Origin of the sequence: Thioclava litoralis (assembly GCF_045278885.1) — a bacterium.
Taxonomy (GTDB): domain Bacteria; phylum Pseudomonadota; class Alphaproteobacteria; order Rhodobacterales; family Rhodobacteraceae; genus Thioclava; species Thioclava litoralis.
This window is the reverse complement of record NZ_CP135443.1, coordinates 197076-215889: the sequence shown is the minus strand read 5'-3', so window position 1 is coordinate 215889 and position 18814 is coordinate 197076. Positions and strand designations below refer to the sequence as shown.

General features: G+C 60.2%; 21 protein-coding genes. 12 read left to right on the top strand and 9 right to left on the bottom strand.

From position 1 onward, the window contains the following. Positions 1–38 precede the first annotated feature (38 nt). Positions 39–371: an iron-sulfur cluster assembly accessory protein gene (locus tag RPE78_RS01025; RefSeq protein ID WP_339107669.1), complete on the bottom strand. Its 333-nt coding sequence runs from the start codon at positions 369–371 to the stop codon at positions 39–41. A gap of 89 nt (positions 372–460) precedes the next feature. Here RPE78_RS01025 and RPE78_RS01020 point away from each other — a divergent pair, with 89 nt between their 5' ends. Then, positions 461–1657 carry a deoxyguanosinetriphosphate triphosphohydrolase gene (locus RPE78_RS01020; protein WP_406721673.1) on the top strand — a complete coding sequence of 399 codons (1197 nt, stop codon included), beginning with the start codon at positions 461–463 and terminating at the stop codon, positions 1655–1657. A gap of 69 nt (positions 1658–1726) precedes the next feature. On the opposite strand, the gene RPE78_RS01015 is transcribed toward RPE78_RS01020, so the two are convergent. The 4 genes from RPE78_RS01015 to puuE form a co-directional block, all read right to left on the bottom strand. Further along, positions 1727–2278: a VOC family protein gene (locus RPE78_RS01015; RefSeq protein WP_339107668.1), complete on the bottom strand. Its 552-nt coding sequence runs from the start codon at positions 2276–2278 to the stop codon at positions 1727–1729. Between the two features lie 263 nt (positions 2279–2541). Beyond that, positions 2542–3024, bottom strand: coding sequence for an ureidoglycolate lyase (locus tag RPE78_RS01010; RefSeq protein ID WP_406720991.1), 483 nt, complete (start codon positions 3022–3024; stop codon positions 2542–2544). Then, complete coding sequence (locus RPE78_RS01005) at positions 3024–3857, bottom strand: bifunctional allantoicase/(S)-ureidoglycine aminohydrolase (protein ID WP_406720990.1); 834 nt, start codon at positions 3855–3857, stop codon at positions 3024–3026. Before RPE78_RS01005 ends, RPE78_RS01010 begins: the two co-directional genes overlap by 1 nt. After that, on the bottom strand, positions 3857–5272 hold the full coding sequence (puuE, locus tag RPE78_RS01000; RefSeq protein WP_406720989.1) for an allantoinase PuuE: 1416 nt from the start codon (positions 5270–5272) through the stop codon (positions 3857–3859). The genes RPE78_RS01005 and puuE overlap by 1 nt, the downstream gene beginning before the upstream one ends. A gap of 159 nt (positions 5273–5431) precedes the next feature. Here puuE and uraH point away from each other — a divergent pair, with 159 nt between their 5' ends. The 5 genes from uraH to RPE78_RS00975 all read left to right on the top strand — a co-directional run bounded on the left by uraH (position 5432) and on the right by RPE78_RS00975 (position 8966). After that, positions 5432–5788 carry a hydroxyisourate hydrolase gene (gene uraH, locus RPE78_RS00995; RefSeq protein ID WP_339107665.1) on the top strand — a complete coding sequence of 119 codons (357 nt, stop codon included), beginning with the start codon at positions 5432–5434 and terminating at the stop codon, positions 5786–5788. A 257-nt stretch (positions 5789–6045) separates the two neighbouring features. Further along, entirely contained in the window at positions 6046–6675 is a 630-nt protein-coding gene (locus RPE78_RS00990; protein ID WP_339107664.1) for an ATP-dependent Clp protease proteolytic subunit, read from the top strand. Positions 6676–6801: 126 nt separating this feature from the next. Next, entirely contained in the window at positions 6802–8067 is a 1266-nt protein-coding gene (clpX, locus tag RPE78_RS00985; protein WP_339107663.1) for an ATP-dependent Clp protease ATP-binding subunit ClpX, read from the top strand. Between the two features lie 132 nt (positions 8068–8199). Next, positions 8200–8574 carry an NADH:ubiquinone oxidoreductase subunit NDUFA12 gene (locus tag RPE78_RS00980; RefSeq protein ID WP_339107662.1) on the top strand — a complete coding sequence of 125 codons (375 nt, stop codon included), beginning with the start codon at positions 8200–8202 and terminating at the stop codon, positions 8572–8574. An 8-nt stretch (positions 8575–8582) separates the two neighbouring features. After that, on the top strand, positions 8583–8966 hold the full coding sequence (locus RPE78_RS00975) for a DUF2155 domain-containing protein (RefSeq protein ID WP_406720988.1): 384 nt from the start codon (positions 8583–8585) through the stop codon (positions 8964–8966). Here RPE78_RS00975 and aat read toward each other — a convergent pair. Further along, entirely contained in the window at positions 8930–9568 is a 639-nt protein-coding gene (gene aat, locus RPE78_RS00970; protein ID WP_406720987.1) for a leucyl/phenylalanyl-tRNA--protein transferase, read from the bottom strand. The two genes, RPE78_RS00975 and aat, sit on opposite strands and share 37 nt — an antisense overlap. Positions 9569–9640: 72 nt before the next feature. Between aat and RPE78_RS00965 the strand changes: the two genes are divergently transcribed. Beyond that, a complete protein-coding gene (locus tag RPE78_RS00965) occupies positions 9641–10351 on the top strand; it encodes a methyltransferase domain-containing protein (RefSeq protein WP_339107659.1) in 711 nt (236 codons plus the stop codon). A 90-nt stretch (positions 10352–10441) separates the two neighbouring features. Here RPE78_RS00965 and accC read toward each other — a convergent pair whose 3' ends face one another. Continuing rightward, positions 10442–11788 carry an acetyl-CoA carboxylase biotin carboxylase subunit gene (gene accC / locus RPE78_RS00960; RefSeq protein ID WP_406720986.1) on the bottom strand — a complete coding sequence of 449 codons (1347 nt, stop codon included), beginning with the start codon at positions 11786–11788 and terminating at the stop codon, positions 10442–10444. 10 nt (positions 11789–11798) lie between these two features. Beyond that, positions 11799–12290, bottom strand: a complete 492-nt coding sequence (accB, locus tag RPE78_RS00955) for an acetyl-CoA carboxylase biotin carboxyl carrier protein (protein WP_339107657.1) — start codon at positions 12288–12290, stop codon at positions 11799–11801. A gap of 266 nt (positions 12291–12556) precedes the next feature. Between accB and RPE78_RS00950 the strand changes: the two genes are divergently transcribed. Then, a complete protein-coding gene (locus RPE78_RS00950; protein WP_406720985.1) occupies positions 12557–13900 on the top strand; it encodes an NAD(P)-dependent oxidoreductase in 1344 nt (447 codons plus the stop codon). 3 nt (positions 13901–13903) lie between these two features. Continuing rightward, positions 13904–15202, top strand: coding sequence for an NAD-dependent dihydropyrimidine dehydrogenase subunit PreA (gene preA / locus RPE78_RS00945; protein ID WP_406720984.1), 1299 nt, complete (start codon positions 13904–13906; stop codon positions 15200–15202). Positions 15203–15253: 51 nt separating this feature from the next. On the opposite strand, the gene RPE78_RS00940 is transcribed toward preA, so the two are convergent. Continuing rightward, on the bottom strand, positions 15254–16174 hold the full coding sequence (locus tag RPE78_RS00940) for a hypothetical protein (protein ID WP_406720983.1): 921 nt from the start codon (positions 16172–16174) through the stop codon (positions 15254–15256). A 193-nt stretch (positions 16175–16367) separates the two neighbouring features. On the opposite strand from RPE78_RS00940, the gene RPE78_RS00935 reads away from it, so the two are divergent. The 3 genes from RPE78_RS00935 (at position 16368) to RPE78_RS00925 (ending at position 18675) form a co-directional block, all read left to right on the top strand. Then, positions 16368–17015, top strand: coding sequence for a TetR family transcriptional regulator C-terminal domain-containing protein (locus tag RPE78_RS00935; protein WP_406721672.1), 648 nt, complete (start codon positions 16368–16370; stop codon positions 17013–17015). 137 nt (positions 17016–17152) lie between these two features. Next, complete coding sequence (locus tag RPE78_RS00930; protein WP_406720982.1) at positions 17153–17698, top strand: hypothetical protein; 546 nt, start codon at positions 17153–17155, stop codon at positions 17696–17698. Between the two features lie 116 nt (positions 17699–17814). Beyond that, positions 17815–18675, top strand: a complete 861-nt coding sequence (locus RPE78_RS00925; RefSeq protein ID WP_406720981.1) for an alpha/beta hydrolase — start codon at positions 17815–17817, stop codon at positions 18673–18675. Positions 18676–18814: the final 139 nt, after the last annotated feature.

The window sequence follows — 18814 nt, the reverse complement described above, 5'->3', positions numbered from 1 at the left end:
GCACCGGTCATGACGAAACGGGCGCGGCCTGTGGCATGTTACATGGAGAAGGAAATCCCGCAGCCGCAGGAGGATACGGCATTGGGATTATTGACCACAAAGCGCGCGCCGATCAGTTCGTCGGTGAAATCGATCACCGCGTTTTCCAGAAACGGCAGCGAGACGGGGTCGATCAGCACGCGCTGGCCCGCGCCTTGCAGGATCAGGTCATCTTCGGCGGCCTGCTCTTCGAGCTTGATGTCATATTGGAAGCCCGAACAGCCGCCGCCCTCAACGGCCACACGCAGGGCGCGCGGGGTCTCGGCATCTTCGTTGATTTCTGCCAGTCGCGCGAAGGCGCGCTCGGTGACTTTTGGCGGAATTTGCAGCATTTTCACACGCTTTCTGCCCGTTGGGGCCTGTTCTTCCCTAGGCTAGGGGATATAGGATGTCTTATATGCCGCGACAAGAAGAGGTTGCCGTGCTCAAGCCCTATGCCTGCCATCCCGAGAAGACTCGGGGGAGACTTATTCCGGAAAACTATTCCACGTTCCGGACCGCGTTTCAACGGGACCGCGACAGGATCATCCATTCTTCGGCCTTCCGGCGGCTGAAACATAAGACCCAGGTGTTTGTCGAACATGAGGGCGATTATTACCGCACCCGTCTGACCCATACGATCGAGGTGGCGCAGGTGGCGCGCACGATTGCCAACCATCTGGGGCTGAACACCGATCTGGCGGAAACCGTGGCACTGGCGCATGATCTGGGGCATCCGCCCTTCGGTCATACCGGCGAGGATGCGCTGCACGAGCTGATGGCGCCCTATGGCGGCTTCGACCATAACGCGCAGGCCTTGCGCATCGTGACGAAGCTTGAACGCCATTACGCCGATTTCGACGGGCTGAACCTGACATGGGAAGCCCTTGAAGGCATTGCCAAACATAATGGTCCGGTGATTTCGGATCGTGGCGGCAGCCATACGGTCGCGCGGCGCGAGGATCTGCCCTACGCACTGGCCGAAGTCGATGCGATGTGGGATCTGGAACTGGCGTCCAATGCCAGTGCCGAGGCACAGGTGGCTGCGGTGGCCGATGATTGCGCCTATAACCACCATGACCTGCATGACGGCTTGCGGGCGGGGCTGTTTACCGAGGATGACCTGTGCGAATTGCCGGTGATCGGCGAGTGTTTCGCGGCGGTCGACAAGCTGTATCCGGGGCTGGACCGCTCGCGTCGCCAGCACGAGGCCTTGCGCCGTGTCTTTGGTGTGATGGTCGAGGATGTGATCGCTGTGGCGCAGAACCGGCTGGAATCTTTGCGCCCCGAGACGGTGGACGATATCCGCTCGATGGAGGGGCCGATCATCCGTTTCTCGAAGCCGCTTTATCAGAACCTCAAGGCGATCAAGCGCTTCCTGTTCACCCGCATGTATCGCGCCCCGACCGTGGTGGTCGAGCGCAAGCGGGTGACGACGATGGTCAACGGGCTATTCCCGTTTTTCATGGAAAACCCGCAGCAGCTTCCGTCTGACTGGCAGGGCGATGTGGGCAAGGCCTTGGCCTCGGGGGGGGATGCCGAAATCCTCTTGGCGCGGGTGGTGCTCGATTATGTGGCGGGCATGACCGACCGTTTCGCCATTCAGGAATATCACCGGCTGATCGATCCGGATCTTTAAGGTGATGGGGGGGGCTCCCCCGTTCAACCGGAGCCCCCGTTTGCCTGATGTCACAGGCGCGATGGTGTTTTATCGCCCGGTTCTTCCGGGCAGGGGGCGTTCGGCCTGTTTCATGGCCGAGCCGCCCCATTCGGGATGCTGCTTTTCTTGCTCTTTCACCGCCTGACGGAAGCGTTTCCATGCGCCCAAAGACGGCAGTCGCGGAATATGCGCCAGTTCCCAGTGAATACCGTTGATCGGGTCCTCAAAAAATACCGCATAATACCCCGGTGAATAGACGGGATATTCTGCGGGCGCATCTGTCACGGGGACAGCGTTCGGGCACAGAAATTCCGCATGGAACGCGTCCACCTCGCGCCGGTTGCGGGCCCAGAGCGCGATGTGATGGATGCCCGTCGCGCGGGCTTCATGCGAGAGTTTGCCACCCGATTTGGCGGGTTGCAGCCCGATATAGCTATGCGGGAAGGGAAAACGCGCCATGTAATAGGTCGAGCGATACCCGATATCGAGCGTCCAGAAGCAGCGATATCCCAGCCAGCCGAACATGCGGTCATAGAAGGCGACCGAGGCATCGTAATCGAGAACCGAAAATTCGACATGGTTTATTCCGCGCCAGCGCATTGTGATCCCTCCAGATTTATCCGTTAAGACAGGATCTTGGTCCTTTGCGCGCAAGATCAATCAAAGGCGGCTTTTCCGCTGCGTCACATTGCGGGGCCGTATCTCTGTTCTTGGGGGATTGGGGGCGGTTGAGCGACCTGCAAGCGGGGCGGCCATCGGCCATAGCAGGGGGGCTTCGGGACCGCACAGAGGGCCCCGAAGACTGTGCCCCCCGGACCGCCCAGATAAGGGCAGGCCCGTGCCGGTTTGGGGAGGCGCTGCTTCTAGCTGGTCCGCACGCGGAAGGGCGGTGCGATCCTTACCTCTTCAAGGTTTTTGCCGTCCCCGATGCGGTCGACCACCGCAAAGAGCCCCGGACCGGCCAGCGGCGTCAGCACACCATGCCAGATGCCGCGGTGGAAGTTGATCGCCTGCGCGCCGTTTGTCAGAAAAGCGCGCGGGCTGCCGGGGCGGTCGCCCAGATCGGGAGCCACGATGATCAGGAAAGGATGTTCCGACATCGGGATAAAGCATTGGCTGCCATGAGGATGGCGCTCCAGCAGGTCGCATTCATAGGGCAGGCTGTGCGGTTCTGCCTTGAAGATCGACACACCCGCGCGGCCTTCGAAGAAACTGAGCGCGGCGCGATCATGATAGCGGCCACATTTGCCGGCATTGATCAGACGGTCGGGCGCTCCCTCCGCCGACAGGACATCGCCAAAAGGGGCGAAGGCTTCGGCGGTAAGCGGTTCGGTGGTAATATCCATCAGCGCCCCAGCATTCCGCGCAAGGGCATGTGGCGGTTGACGTCCTTATACAGGAGGTACCGGAAGGGCTGGGTGCCGCCCGCATAGCAGGCCTGCGGGCAGAAGGCGCGCAGCCACATGAAATCGCCGCCCTCGACCTCGACCCAGTCCTTGTTCAGCAGATAGACCCCGCGCCCCTGTAGCACATATAGCCCGTGCTCCATCACATGGGTCTCGGCAAAGGGAATCGTTGCCCCCGGCTGGATGGTGACGATGTTGACATGCATGTCGTGGCGCATGTCGTCGGGTTCGACGAAACGGGTGGTGGCCCATTTGCCTTCGGTGCCCGCCATCGGGCGCGCTGCTGTCTGCTGGTCCGAGGTCACGAAGCTTTCGGGTTTGGCAATGCCCTCGGCGGGGGTCCAGATCTTGCGTATCCAGACCAGAGTGACAGGTGCCGCGGAGACATTGGCAAGTGACCAGTCCTCGTTCGGGGCAAGGAAGGCATAGCCGCCCTCGGAGAGATCATGGTGCGTGCCCTTGAGCGTCAGGTCAAGGTGGCCCGACAGCACGAAAACCACGCCCTCGGCATCGGGGTCCGGCTCGGGTTTGGTGGCATGGCCACCCGGAGCGATCTCGACAATCAGCTGCGCGAAGGTTTCGGCAAAGCCCGACATGGGGCGGGCCAGAACCCATGCGCGGGCCTTGTCCCATCCCGGCAGGTAGGAGGTGGTGATATCTGACAGCGTATGGGCGGGCAGGAAGGCATAGGCTTCGGTGAAAACCGCGCGATCAACAGTACGGGTGTTCTGGTCGCGCAGACCACCCGGCGGGGCGTAATAGGAAGAACTCATCAGATATCCATATCGTTGAGACGGTGGCGCGCGATCCGTTCGACCTGTCGGCAGGCCTCGGTGAATTCGGTCTCGGCGTCATGGGTGAGGCGGGTGTGGAAAGCCTGAAGGATCGAGGCCTTGCTGTGGTCGCGCACGGCAATGATGAAGGGAAAGCCGAATTTGGCGACGTAATCGGCATTGAGCTGCTGGAAGGTCGCGCGTTCGTCATCGGTCAGCGCATCAAGGCCCGCACTGGCCTGTTCGGAGGTGCTTTCGGCGGTCAGGCGTTTGGCCTGTGCCAGCTTGCCTGCCAGATCGGGATGGGCGCGCAGCACAGCCAGTTGCGCCTCGTGGCCTGCGGTGCGGAAAATCCGCGCCAGCACAGAGGCCACCCCTGCCGCGCAATCATGGGCAGGGCCCAGCTCCAGCTCCCAAGCACGCCCCGCAATCCATTGCGAATGCTCGTAAATTCGGCCAAAGCGGGTGGCGAATTCATCCTGTGTCATCTCGCTCGGGCGGGGTTTGTGGACCGGCGGATGGGTGGCGGCCCAATGCGCGGCAATCTGGCCACGGGTGGCAAACCACACGCCCTCGTGGCTTTGCGCATAGTCGAGAAACCGTGTGAGCCCCGCAATTTTGCCCGGACGCCCGATCAGCCGGTTATGCAGCCCGATCGAGAACATCTTGCCCTGACCGGCCACGCCTTCGGCATAGAGCGTGTCGAATGTGTCTTTGAGATACTGGAAGAACTGCTCGCCCTCGATATAGCCGGGGGCTGTGGCAAAGCGCATGTCATTGGCTTCCAGCGTGTAGGGGATCACTAGCTGGTCGCGCCCCTCGAGCGTCAGCCAATAGGGCAGGTCGTCGTCATAGGTGTCCGAGATCCAGTCGAATGCGCCGGTTTTGGCGGTCAGCGCCACGGTATTGACCGAGCAGCGCCCCGTATACCAGCCCTTGGGCGGGGTGCCCACGACCTCGGTATGCAGGCGGATGGCTTCGGTGATCTGGCGGGCTTCCTCTTCGGGCGGGATGTCCTTGTGTTCGACCCATTTCAGCCCGTGGCTGGCAATTTCCCACCCCGCCTCCTTCATCGCCTCGACCTGTTCGGGGCTGCGGGCCAGCGCCGTGGCCACGCCATAGATGGTCACCGGCAGGTTCCGGCAGGTGAACAGCCGGTGCAGCCGCCAGAACCCCGCACGCGCGCCATATTCATAGATCGATTCCATGTTCCAATGGCGCTGGCCGGCCCATTGCGCGGCCCCTGCGATATCGGACAAAAACGCCTCGGATGCGGCATCGCCATGCAGGATGTTGTTCTCGCCGCCTTCTTCGTAATTGAGCACGAGCGATATCGCGAGCTTTGCCCCTTCCGGCCAGTGTGCATCGGGTGCGTCGCGACCGTAGCCGCGCATGTTTCTGGGATACCGGTCCATTTTTATCTCTCCTGTCTTGGTTCCGATCAAAAGCCCAAAATGCGGCAACTTCAAGAGCGCGCTCAGGGAATTGCGGTGGCAGGGCATGATCGGCTTGCGCTGCCTTGCCGCTCGGGCCAATCTTGCAGGGCTATATGGGGTTCGAGACGGAGCGATCGCATGTCAGGCTATCTGAGCACACATGTTCTGGACACAGCGCGGGGATGCCCTGCTCAGGGGCTGGAGGTGGTGCTGTTTCGTCTTGCGGGTGAGCAACGCGTTGAACTGGCGCGGATGCGCACCAATGCCGATGGGCGCACGGACCAGCCGATTCTCCCCGCTGCGGATTTTGCCACGGGGATTTACGAGCTGGTCTTCCATGCGGGGGACTATCTGCGCGCAACCGGCCAAGCAGGGGGCGAGCCGCTGTTTCTGGACATCGTGCCGATCCGTTTCGGGATCAATGACGCAAAGTCACATTACCATGTGCCGTTGCTTGTGTCGCCCTATGGCATGTCGACCTATCGCGGCAGCTAGCAGGCAGGGCGGCTCTGATCGGAAGTGCGAGAAATATTTCATACAAACGCGGATTGCGCGGAGCGGGTGTCTCAAAGCGGTTTGACGATCTGTGTGGAGAGAAACGAACAATCTTATGCAAAATCGAGGAGATTTCTTCGCAATACGCTGAGCAAACCGTGAACGTCCCTTGCGAAGGACGGTGCGCGATCATAAGACTCAAGTAACGATTTTGGCGTTAGACATGTCTGACTAATGACAGGGAAGGGCAGATTTCCATGAAAGACCCGATGGATACCTATATGAACACGCTCGTGCCGATGGTGGTCGAACAGACCTCGCGCGGGGAGCGGTCCTACGATATTTACTCGCGCCTTCTGAAAGAGCGCATCATTTTCCTGTCGGGTCCGGTCCATGATGGCATGGCCACCCTGATCTGTGCGCAGCTTCTGTTCCTCGAGGCCGAGAATCCGTCGAAAGAGATCTCGATGTATATCAACAGCCCCGGTGGTGTGGTGACGGCAGGTCTGTCGATCTATGACACCATGCAATACATCAAGCCGAAGGTCTCGACGCTGGTGATCGGTCAGGCGGCCTCGATGGGCTCGCTCCTGCTGACGGCAGGCGAAAAAGACATGCGGTTCTCGCTGCCTAACTCGCGCGTGATGGTCCACCAGCCGTCCGGTGGCTATCAGGGTCAGGCGACCGATATCATGATCCACGCACAGGAAACGGCAAAACTGAAACGCCGCCTCAACGAGATCTATGTCAAGCATACCGGCAATGACTACGAGACCGTCGAAGCGGCCCTTGAACGCGATAATTTCATGTCGGCAGAGCAGGCTAAAGACTGGGGTCTGATCGACGAAATTCTCGAAAATCGCGGGAAAACCGAAGACAAGAAGTGACCCTCCCTTAACCGGGAGAGGTAATTTGACATTGGCATGACGGTCGGGCTGCCCTAGACTTTGTTTGCGGGTGGCCCGCCGCCCAAAAGGACCGGACCCGCCCGGCCGTTACTGCAGAGGGATATCATGGCGAACACTACAGGCTCCGACAGCAAGAACACCCTTTACTGTTCCTTCTGCGGCAAAAGCCAGCACGAGGTCCGGAAACTGATTGCCGGGCCGACTGTATTCATCTGCGATGAATGCGTTGAACTTTGTATGGACATCATCCGCGAGGAGACGAAATCGGCGGGGCTGAAATCCTCCGAAGGCGTGCCGACGCCGCGCGATATCTGCAAGGTTCTGGATGACTATGTCATCGGTCAGGAAAAGGCCAAGCGCGTTCTTTCGGTCGCGGTGCACAACCATTACAAACGTCTGAACCACGGGTCGAAACAGGATATCGAACTGTCGAAGTCGAACATCCTGCTGATCGGTCCGACCGGCTGTGGTAAAACGCTTCTGGCCCAGACGCTGGCGCGCATTCTGGATGTGCCCTTCACGATGGCCGATGCGACCACGCTGACCGAAGCCGGCTATGTCGGTGAGGATGTCGAGAATATCATCCTGAAGCTTCTGCAGGCGTCGGAATATAATGTCGAGCGGGCGCAGCGCGGCATCGTCTATATCGACGAGGTCGACAAGATCACCCGCAAATCCGACAACCCCTCGATCACCCGCGATGTGTCGGGCGAGGGCGTGCAGCAGGCGCTGCTGAAGATCATGGAAGGCACCGTGGCGTCGGTCCCGCCGCAAGGGGGGCGCAAACACCCGCAGCAGGAATTCCTGCAGGTGGATACCACGAACATCCTGTTCATCTGTGGTGGCGCATTCGCGGGGCTTGACCGGATCATCGCGCAGCGCGGCAAGGGCTCTGCTATGGGCTTTGGCGCCGATGTGAAGAACAACGATGACCGTGGCGTGGGCGAGCTGTTTGCCGAACTCGAGCCGGAAGATCTGCTGAAATTCGGTCTGATCCCCGAATTCGTGGGTCGTTTGCCGGTGATTGCAACGCTGACCGATCTCGACGAGGATGCGCTGGTCATCATTCTGACCCAGCCGAAAAATGCGCTGGTCAAGCAATACCAGCGTCTGTTCGAGATCGAAGGCGTCGACCTGTCCTTCACCGAAGATGCGCTGTCGGCGATTGCCAAACGCGCGATCGAGCGGAAAACCGGTGCACGCGGCCTGAGGTCGATCCTCGAGGATATCCTGCTGGATACGATGTTCGAACTGCCGGGCATGGATGGCGTGAACGAAGTGGTGGTCAATGAAGAGGCGGTCACTCAAGCCAGTGCCAAGCCGCTTCTGATTTATGCAGATGCCAAGAAAGAGGGCAGCTCTGCGAGCTAAGATCCTTGCGCCGCTCCGTTCTTTCGGGGCGGCGTTTTCGTGACCACGGGATCGGTCGCAAAGCCTATCTGCGCACTGGACCTTGTCGTGCGCTGCGATATAAGGGGCTGAGACAGCCTGCGGAGGAATAAGATGAAAACCCTGCTTCAGATTCTGACATGGTGGAATGGTCAGACGCTCAATACGCGCATCTGGTCGGCACGCAATGGCAAGAAAGTCGGCGAAGACGAGCAAGGTAACATCTTTTACCAGACCAAGGACGGCAAGCGTCGCTGGGTGATCTATAATGGCGAGAGCCAGGCAAGCCGCGTGTCGCCCGATTGGCATGGCTGGCTGCATCACACCTTTGCAGAGCCGCCGACCGAACGTCCGATGATCCATAAGACTTGGGAAAAACCGCATGAGGAAAACCTCACCGGGACGCCTGCGGCTTATGCGCCTGCAGGGTCGCTTCGTCGCGTGATGCCGGTCGAGCGTCACGACTACGAGGCATGGCAGCCCGAGTGATCTGATCCATGCGTATCTTCAAGTTTCTTTCCGTGGCGGTGATGGCCATCCTGCCAGCAGCTTTGTATGCGCAGGAAAGCGGTGTTATGACCGGCCTTGCCGATGCCTCGGGGGCGCAGCTGCGCGGGCTCGACAAGATCAATGGCATCGCTTCGGATATTGCATTGAAAACCGGCCAGAGCGTGACCTATGGCACGTTGAAGGTGACTCTGAACGAATGCCGCTACCCTTCGGAAGATCCGAGTTCGAATGCGTTCGCACATCTGACCATTTTCGACAATCAGACCAATAAACAGGCGTTTTCCGGCTGGATGATCGCGTCGAGCCCCGCGCTTTCGGCGCTCGACAATCAGCGTTACGATGTCTGGGTCATCCGCTGCACCAATTCCTGACCCGAGGGCAGGGGGCGTTTTGTGAAATCGCCCTCGCTTTCCAAAGCCCGTGCCAGTTCTGCGCGATATGCTTCGCGGGGAATTTCGATCCCGCCAAGGCTGGCCAGATGCGGCGTCAGGTATTGTGTGTCAAATAATGTGAAGCCAGATACACGAAGGCGGTCAACCACATAGGCGATCGCGATTTTCGAGGCATTGGTGCGACGCGAGAACATCGATTCGCCAAAAAACGCGCCCCCGAGGGTGATGCCAAACAGCCCACCCACCAGCGTCTTTCCTTCCCAGACCTCCATCGAATGGGCGAAACCGTGGTTGTGCAACTGGTCATAGAGGTCGAACAGTTGCGCGTTGATCCATGTTTCCTCACGGTCGGCGCATCCTTCGACCGTGGCACGGAAAGCGTGATTGACCCTGATATGATAGGGCATGCGGCGGATCTCGCGGGCCAGCGAACGGGAAAGGTGGAAGCCCTCAAGCGGCATCACGCCGCGCAGCTTGGGTTCGAACCAGTACAGGCGCGGATCCTCGCGGCTTTCGGCCATCGGGAAGATGCCATTTGCATAGCCGCTCAGAAGGAGCTCGGCTGTTAGCGTTTGTGCCATTTTCTTGCCCGTATTATCCTTTTAGGGTCTGCCTAGTGCGAGAATGGACCGAATTGGGGGCGAGCGCAAATCATGGGTTTCTTTGATTTTTTGCCGGAGATTGATCGATATTCCGAAGATCCCGGAACTGTGGCCCGGATGAATGCCCGCCATAAGATGGTGATCAAACCGCTGGCGGAGGAGATCGCGGGCAAGCGGGTGCTGGATCTGGCGGCCCATGACGGTCGTTGGGCCTATGCCTTTGCCGCGGCAGGGGCCGCAGAGGTGGTGGGGATCGAGGGGCGCCAGAGCCTGATCGACCGCTTTGCCGAGTTTCCGCGCGAGCATCTGAAGAAGAAGGTCAGCCTGAAATGTGGCGATCTCTTTGCGGGAATGCAGGCCGAGATTGAGGCTGGGCAACGCTATGATGTGGTTGGGGTTCTGGGCATTCTTTACCATGTGATGGACCATATGCGCCTGTTCGATCTGGTGCGTCAGTTGGGGCCGAAACTGGTGGTGGTGGATAGCGAATTTCTGGACCGTCCGGGGGCGGTGATCGCGCTCCAGCGCGAGCGGACCCATAAGGACCTGAACGCGATTGCCCAGTTCGAGGGGCAGGAGGTGACGGCCATCGGCATTCCCTCGCGCAAGGCGATGGAGTTGATTGCCGAGGTGCAGGGCTTTGATATCGACTGGCTGGACTGGGAGGGGCTGCCCGTGGCGCAACGGGAGCATGTCGGGGATTACTACCGCAAGGGCGAGAAGCGGCGCTATAGCTGCTTGCTGCGCCCGAAAACCGTCTGAGGTGCCGTTTGCCAAAAGGAAAGGCCGCCTGATCGGCGGCCTTGCTGCTTTTTCTGGAGCATGTGGCAGCGTCTCGGACGCGGTTTGCCGTTATGCGTATTTGGCTTTCAGCCATTTCTCGAGCCAGTGGATCGAGTAGTTGCCGGCCTGAATATCGGGTTCTTCCAGCAGGGCGTTGAACAGCGGGATCGTGGTATCGACACCGTCGATGATCATTTCGCCAAGCGCGCGGTGCAGGCGGGCCAGTGCCTCCTGACGGTCGGCGCCATGCACGATCAGCTTGCCGATGAGGCTGTCGTAATAGGGCGGGATCTTGTAGCCCGCATAAAGCGCGCTATCGATGCGCACGCCCAGACCACCTGGCGCATGGAAGGCCGTGACCTTGCCGGGGCAGGGGGCGAAGTTGGGGATGCGTTCGGCATTGATCCGCACTTCGATGGCATGACCGTTGATCTTGAGATCGTCCTGCGTGAACTCCATGCCGAGCCCTGCGGCCACACGGATTTGCTGGCGCACGAGATCGACGCCGAAGATGGCCTCGGTGACGGGGTGTTCCACCTGCAGGCGGGTGTTCATCTCGATGAAATAGAACTCGCCATCCTCATAGAGGAATTCGATGGTGCCGGCACCGGCATAGCCCAGTTCGCCAATCGCATCGGCGCAGATCTTGCCGATACGGGCACGCTCTTCCGGGGGGATGCAGGGGCCGGGGGCCTCTTCGAGCACTTTCTGGTGACGGCGCTGGAGCGAGCAGTCGCGCTCGCCCAGATGGACGCCGCGGCCCTTGCCGTCGCCAAAGACCTGAATTTCGATATGGCGCGGTTTTTCGAGATATTTCTCGATATAGACCTCGTCATTGCCGAAAGCGGCTTTGGCTTCCGAACGGGCGGTGCGGAAAGCGACTTCGAGATCTTCGAGCGAGGTCGCGACTTTCATGCCGCGCCCGCCGCCGCCTGCGGTGGCCTTGATGATCACCGGAAAGCCCATTTCGCTGGCCACGGCCTGCGCGGTTTCGATATCGGGCACGCCACCGGCCGAACCCGGCACGACCGGAATGCCGAGACGTTTCGCGGTTTCCTTGGCGGTGATCTTGTCCCCCATCATGCGGATATGTTCCGCCGAGGGGCCGATGAAGGTGATGCCGTGATCTTCCAGCGCCTGCACGAAGCCTGCGTTTTCCGAGAGGAACCCGTAGCCCGGATGGATCGCCTGCGCGCCGGTGACTTCACAGGCGGCGATGATCTGGCTGACCTTCAGGTAGCTTTCGGACGAGGGGTTCGGGCCGATGCAGACCGATTCATCGGCCATGCGCACATGCATGGCATCGGCATCGGCGGTCGAGTGGACAGCGACAGAGGCGATGCCCATCTCGCGGCAGGCACGGATCACGCGTAGCGCGATTTCGCCCCGGTTCGCGATAAGGATCTTGTCAAACATGGGTCCGGCCTTACTCGATGATCATCAAGGGCGAGCCGAACTCGACCGGCTGCGCATCATCGATCAGGATGCGTTTCACGGTCCCCGCTTTCGGGGCGGGAATGTGGTTCATGGTTTTCATCGCTTCGATGATCATCAGCGTCTGGCCTTCCTTGACCTGTGCGCCAACGGTGACAAAAGCGGCAGCCCCCGGTTCGGGCGACAGATAGGCGGTGCCGACCATCGGCGAGGTCACAGCCCCCGGATGGGCGGCGAGGTCTTCGCTGGCCGGTGCAGCGGCAGGAGCGGCGGCAGCAGGGGCCGCGCTAGGTGCGGGCGTCGCAACAGGTGCCGCAGCTGCGATCTGGGTCACAACAGTCGACTGTTTCGAGACGCGCACCTTCAGGCTGTCATCTTCGCCATATTCACGGGTGACCGAAATTTCGGCCAGATCGTTTGTATTCAGCAGCTCGGCAAGCGCCTGAATGAAGGCGACATCGGTTTCACGGATATTATTGCTCATAGGGTCCTCGAAAGGTGCGTGTTGTGGCCTGTCAAGAATGCCAATGTTCCTTGTCCACAGGCGTTCTGGCCGTGCTTATACGCCAGGTATAGCGCAGTGAAAAGCATCAAGAGCCGTTCGGGGGGTGCTGAAAATCACGGCACAGAGAGGGTCATCGATCTGTTCTTGGGCAATGATCAGTTTTTTCGGCACTTCCTATATTTTACCATTTGATAAAAAAATATTCGGTGGCACTGTGGAAAAAAGACGCAAGCAGGGAGGACATCATGTCCAACAGCCAGCTCACAGCCGGAATAGTGGCGGGGCGCATTGATCCGGAGGCTCTTGGGGCCAATTTCACCGATCTTCATCCGCCGCTCGATGGGCATGAGGCACGGGTGGCGGCAGATCGCTGCTATTTCTGCCATGATGCGCCCTGCGTGACGGCCTGTCCGACCTCGATCGACATTCCGCTGTTTATCCGTCAGGTGTCGACCGGCACTCCCGAGGCTGCGGCCAAGACCATCTTTGATAGCAATATCCTGGGCGGCATGTGCGCGCGTGTCTGCCCGACGGAAAACCTGTGCGAAGGCTCTTGTGTGCGCGAGACCGCGGAGGGCAAGCCGGTGGAGATCGGGCTGTTGCAGCGCCATGCGACCGATACGCTGATGGCCAAGCAGAGCCACCCCTATGTGCGCGCCGACATCACGGGACGTTCGGTGGCCGTGGTGGGGGCGGGGCCTGCGGGTCTGGCCTGTGCGCATCGGCTGGCGATGAAGGGCCATGAGGTCACCATCTATGATGCGCGCCGCAAACCGGGGGGGCTGAATGAATATGGCATTGCCTCTTACAAGGCGCCGGATGATTTCGCGCAGAAGGAAGTCGCTTGGCTGATGCAGATCGGCGGGATCACTCTGGTGGAAAACTGGATGTTGGGCCGTGCGGGCGATGGCGATCTGGCCGAGTTGCTGGAGGACTATGATGCGGTCTTCCTTGGCATGGGCTTGTCGGGGGTGAATGCGCTGCGTCTGACGGGCGAAGAGAAAGACGGCCTTCTTCCGGCAACCGATTTTATTGCTGACCTTCGTCAGGCATCTGATCTGGCCGCTTTGCCGATTGGTCGCGATGTGGTGGTGATCGGCGGCGGTATGACGGCGGTGGATGCCGCAGTGCAGGCGAAGCTGTTGGGCGCGTTGAATGTGACCATCGTCTATCGCCGCTCGCGGGCCGAGATGCCGGCCTCGGGCTTTGAACAGGATCTGGCGCTTTCGAAAGGCGTGCGGATCATCGAACATGCCGCCCCCGTGGGGATTATCGGCAATGGATCGGTGCGCGAGGTGGAATTTGCCTATACCAAGGCGGGCCCTGACGGGCTTGAGATGACCGATGACACCTTCCGGCTGAGCGCGGATCAATGCTTCAAGGCCATCGGCCAGACGCTGGGGGATACGCCCGAAGAGGTCAAAGTGGCGGGCGGCAAGATCATCACCGATGGCATCGGGCGCACCAGCATGGCGCGTGTCTGGGCGGGGGGCGATTGCACCCATGCCGGCGAGGATCTGACCGTGACGGCGGTCGCGCAGGGGCGCGATGCGGCTGAAGATATTCACTCTTTCCTGATGGAGGGCTGAGACATGGCCGATCTGTCGAGCAATTTTCTCGGTATCAAATCCCCCAATCCCTTCTGGCTGGCCTCGGCGCCGCCAACGGATAAGGAATATAACGTCCGCCGCGCCTATGAGGCCGGATGGGGCGGGGTGGTCTGGAAGACTTTGGGTATGGAAGGCCCGCCGGTGGTCAATGTGTCGGGCCCGCGTTATGGCGTGGTCTATGGGGCAGACCGCCGCGTGCTGGGGATCAACAATATCGAGCTGATCACCGACCGTGACCTGCAGACCAATCTTGACGAGATGACCCGCGTCAAGAAGGACTATCCTGACCGTGCGTTGATTGCCTCTATCATGGTGCCCTGCGAGGAAGAGGCTTGGAAGGCGATCCTGCCGCGGGTGATGGAAACCGGCGCCGATGGGATCGAGCTGAACTTCGGCTGCCCGCATGGGATGGCCGAACGCGGGATGGGATCTGCCGTGGGGCAGGTGCCGGAATATATCGAGATGGTCACCCGCTGGTGCAAGCAATATTACGACAAGCCGGTGATCGTGAAGCTGACGCCCAATATCACCGATATCCGCAAACCCGCCGAGGCCGCCAAACGTGGCGGAGCCGATGCGGTGAGCCTGATCAACACGATCAATTCGATCACCTCTGTCGATCTGGATAGTTTCGCGCCGCAACCCACGATTGACGGCAAGGGCAGCCACGGTGGCTATTGCGGCCCTGCGGTAAAACCGATCGCGCTGAATATGGTGGCGGAAATCGCGCGTAGCCCCGAAACTGTGGGACTGCCGATTTCCGGCATCGGTGGGGTGACCACTTGGCGCGATGCCGCCGAGTTCATGGCGCTTGGCGCGGGCAATGTGCAGGTCTGTACGGCGGCCATGACCTATGGGTTCAAGGTCGTGCAAGAGATGATCTCGGGGCTGTCGCAATATATGGACGAGAAAGGCTTCACCTCGATTGACGAACTGGTGGGCCGCGCGGTGCCCAATACGACCGACTGGCAGTATCTCAACCTCAACTATGTCACCAAGGCCGAGATCAATCAGGACGATTGCATCAAATGCGGGCGTTGCTATGCGGCCTGCGAAGACACCAGCCACCAGGCCATCGCCGTGTCTGAAGACCGTGTCTATTCGGTGAAAGACGAGGAATGCGTGGCCTGTAATCTTTGCGTGGATGTCTGTCCGGTGGATTGCATCACCATGCGCGAGCTGGAATTGGGCGAGGTTGATCCCCGCACGGGGCGCGAAGTCGCCGCCTATGCCAATTGGACGACCCATCCGAATAATCCGGCCTCTCAGGCGGCGGAATAAAGGAAGGGGCCGGATGTTCCGGCCCCTTTTATCGTTTCGAAAGGCAGCAGGTCAGTGCTTGTTCTTGTTCGACATGTCGTCTTCGGCCGCGCCCTGAACGCCGATCCCCGTCTCGGGATTGATCGCATTCAGCGGCGCTTCCTCGACAGGTTGCGTGACAGGCGGGGTGACGGCCTCGGGGTCGGTGAAGACCGGAAGCTCCGACCCGAGAAGCTCTGCCCCGTCATTGGCATTGACCGTCGCATCGACATTCGCGCCATCGGGCAACTGGTTTGTGGTGCCCTCGACATCCGCGCCCTTCGCCCCCTTATCCGAGCAGACATACATCGTGCCGCCCACAGCCACCGCAGTCACCGCGACTGCGGCCAGACCTGCCGGAGAGGCTGCGGCAATAGCGGCCACGCCTGCATCCTTCAGTCGGCCTTTCAGCTTGTCCCCTGTCGTTTTGACAACGACCGAACCGATCTTCTTGCCCACCACCTTGCCGGTGACATCCTTGGCAAACCCGTTGGTATTCTCGGTCATCTGTTTGGCGGCATCGCCCGAGCCGTTCACCCGCTCGCAAAAGCTTTTGGACGCCTCGATGCAATGGCCGAACCCGTCGCGCTCGCCCTGCGCATAGCCGATATAGGTGTCCTCGTCCTTGTCCCATTGCAGGCAGAAGGGCGCGCGGCCCTGATCGTCAAGCTCGGGGGTCATCGCGCGCAGGGTGACCTGACCGGGGCAGGTGACCTTGCCGCGTGATCCGAAGATCTTTTCGCGCAGGCTCAGGCTTTCTTTCACCTGCGGATTGTCGGCATCGAAGACGAACTGGTTCTGCTGGCCGCGAATCGAGGTCTGGCAGCTTTGCAGCTCTGCATGGGCGGGGAAGGCGGAAAATGTTGCAGGCAAGGCCGCGACCAGGGCACTTGTCAGCAGGCAGGGCAGGGAGAGTGATCTCATCATATGCACCGAAAAGGAATAGCGCGACATATCCTATCAGCTTGGCTGTTGCCGCGCCAATGACAGTTTCGCGCGCATCTACGGTTTCTTGCGGGGAAATCCGGCCCTTTCACCGGCGCAAACTTGATGAAAACCGGATTGCTGGATATGCAAAATAAAGCTTCGGAGGAATTCTGTGACCGATACACGCCCATCCGCCCCCCAGAATGCGCAGCACAAAGGCGTGCAGACCGCTGTCCAGACCGCAGCGGGGAAGACATCGGGCAAACCCCTGACCCGCATCCAGCGCCGGAATCGCCAGACCATTCTGGAAGCGGCGCTTGAGGTGTTCTCGGCGCATGGGTTCCGCGGATCGACACTGGACCAGATTGCCACCGAGGCAGGGTTGTCCAAGCCCAATCTGCTTTATTACTTCCCCTCGAAAGAGGCGATCCATGTCGAATTGCTGTCGGGGCTGCTGGATGTCTGGCTGGCTCCGCTGCATGCGATGACCGCCGAGGGGGACCCGAAAACCGAGATTATGGCCTATATGCGCCGCAAGCTGGAGATGTCGCGCGAGATGCCACGCGAATCGCGGCTCTTCGCAAATGAGGTGCTTCAGGGGGCGCCGCGCTTCCATGACGGTCTGGCTGGGCAGTTGAAGACGCTGGTCGAGGAGAAAGCGTTAATTATCCAGCAGTGGATCGATGCCGGTCAGCTGGCCAAGGTTGACCCGTATCACCTGATCTTCTCGATATGGTCGCTGACACAACATTATGCTGATTTCGATGTGCAGGTCCGCACCATCTTGGGGTCCGAACGCGATCCCTTCGCCGAGGCCGAGCGTTTTCTGGAGTTTCTGTTCGGCAGGCTGCTGTCTGTCGACCCCTGAGATCCTGTGCCGAGGCTCGCCGGAATAGCCCTTAAGGCGTTAACTATAGCATGTCTTTATACGCATGGTTAGGGCTTCGGTAACGACTCGCGCCCAAGCTTGATCTGTGGGGGCTCTTTGGGGAAAGGGCTGTGGTGATGGATCGTTTTTCGGGGTTCTTGCCCTCAATCGGTTGGTCGCCGTTGTTGATGCCGGCTTTGGCAAAATCCGCTCCGGCGACAACAGTCGAGGCGGCGGCTGCCTTGTCGTCGAGCAATAGCGGACAGGGGGCAAATGTGGACACGCAAAGCGGGTCCGGCACGGGAACGGGCACGGGTGTGGCACTGGCGCGGCAGGCGGAAAGCAGCACCGCCGAAACCGTATCGGCCAGCTATGTCGATAGCGAGATCCTGGCTCTGCCTGCGGGGCCAAGCCCTGCCTTCCGCGTCTCCTTGCTGGAACAACAGGCGGCGCGTGTGCGGGCCGGTGTCAGCAGCGCCGAGACGGTGACACCGGAACTGATGACCGAAGCCTATGCCAGTCTGACGCATGATCTGACGCAGACAGACACGGGCTGGGTTGCCGGTGGTACGGCCACGCAGGGCACCGCGCCGGAGACGACGAATCAGGTGGCGGCGGTGCCGGAGACGGCGCCGCAAAGCGGTGCAGATGCGGAGATCGTGACGCTGGATATGACGCGTTGACAGGGTTAACTTTGATTTAAGGGCGTTTTGGCGTCGTGGAAGATCTTAAAAATTGCTTTTGAGGTCCGTGACGGTATGGTCGGGGAAGTTCCCTCCCTGCATCGATCCGTTCCGCCATGTCTTCTTTCGATTGTTCCACGCATGTCTACACAACCTCCTCCCATAAGAAGGGAGAGGTCGATCTGCATGTCGATCTGTATCGCCCGAAAGAGTCCTCCGGGCCGGTGCCGCTTGTCGTGTGGCTGCATGCGGGCGGATTTCGTACGGGAAGCCGTCAAAGCTGGACCCATGCCAAGATCGCCCAGATCTTTGTCGATGAGGGCTATGCCTTTGCCGCGCTGGATTACCGTCTGGCGCGCCCGCCAGCGGTTCTGTCTTGGCCAACCCAGCAGAAATTATCCGAGCTTCTGAACGATGGGGAAACCCATTGCCCGGGGCTGAACGAGTCTTTCCGTGGCCGTCGTCCGATGGCAGTGGTCGAGGATGTCTGCGCGTTCTTCGGCTGGATCACGGCGCGCGAGGCCGAGTTCGGCCTGTCGGGGGAATATCTGCTGGCAGGGGCCTCTGCCGGTGGGATTTCGGTGCTCAATACCCTGTTTCTGGCCGAGCATCTTGGCCGCACGCTGCCGCCGATCCGCGCAGCCTTCGTGCTATCGGGCGGATTTGCCTTCCCGAGTTTCATGGGTGCGACCCGCACCCCCATTCTGGCAATCCATAATCCGGCGGATGAGCGCGTCGATTTCTCGGCCATCATGCTGCTCAAGGAAAAGCGCCCCGAGCAGGTCGAACTGATTGTCGCGCACCGGCAAAAGCATGGCTTCCCGATGGTGATCCCCGAAGAGCCGATGGCGGCGGGGATTGGCCGTTTTATCACGTTCGACCGGCGGATGCAGAACGGCCTGCCGTTGCGCCGTATGCCGCTGATCCTTGATGCGCCTGGCACCTATGCGGCGGATTCGCTGATTGCTGTGTCTTGAGATCCGCTCGGGCGGGTGCCACTCCAGCAAAGCGGAGTTGCGTTAAGCGACTGGCTCGGCCCCGATTTTCCTGACCATTTTACTTGTCCCGCCCCGCCATCCGGAGCTTATGCGTAAAATTTAGGCGCAGGCTTCAGGT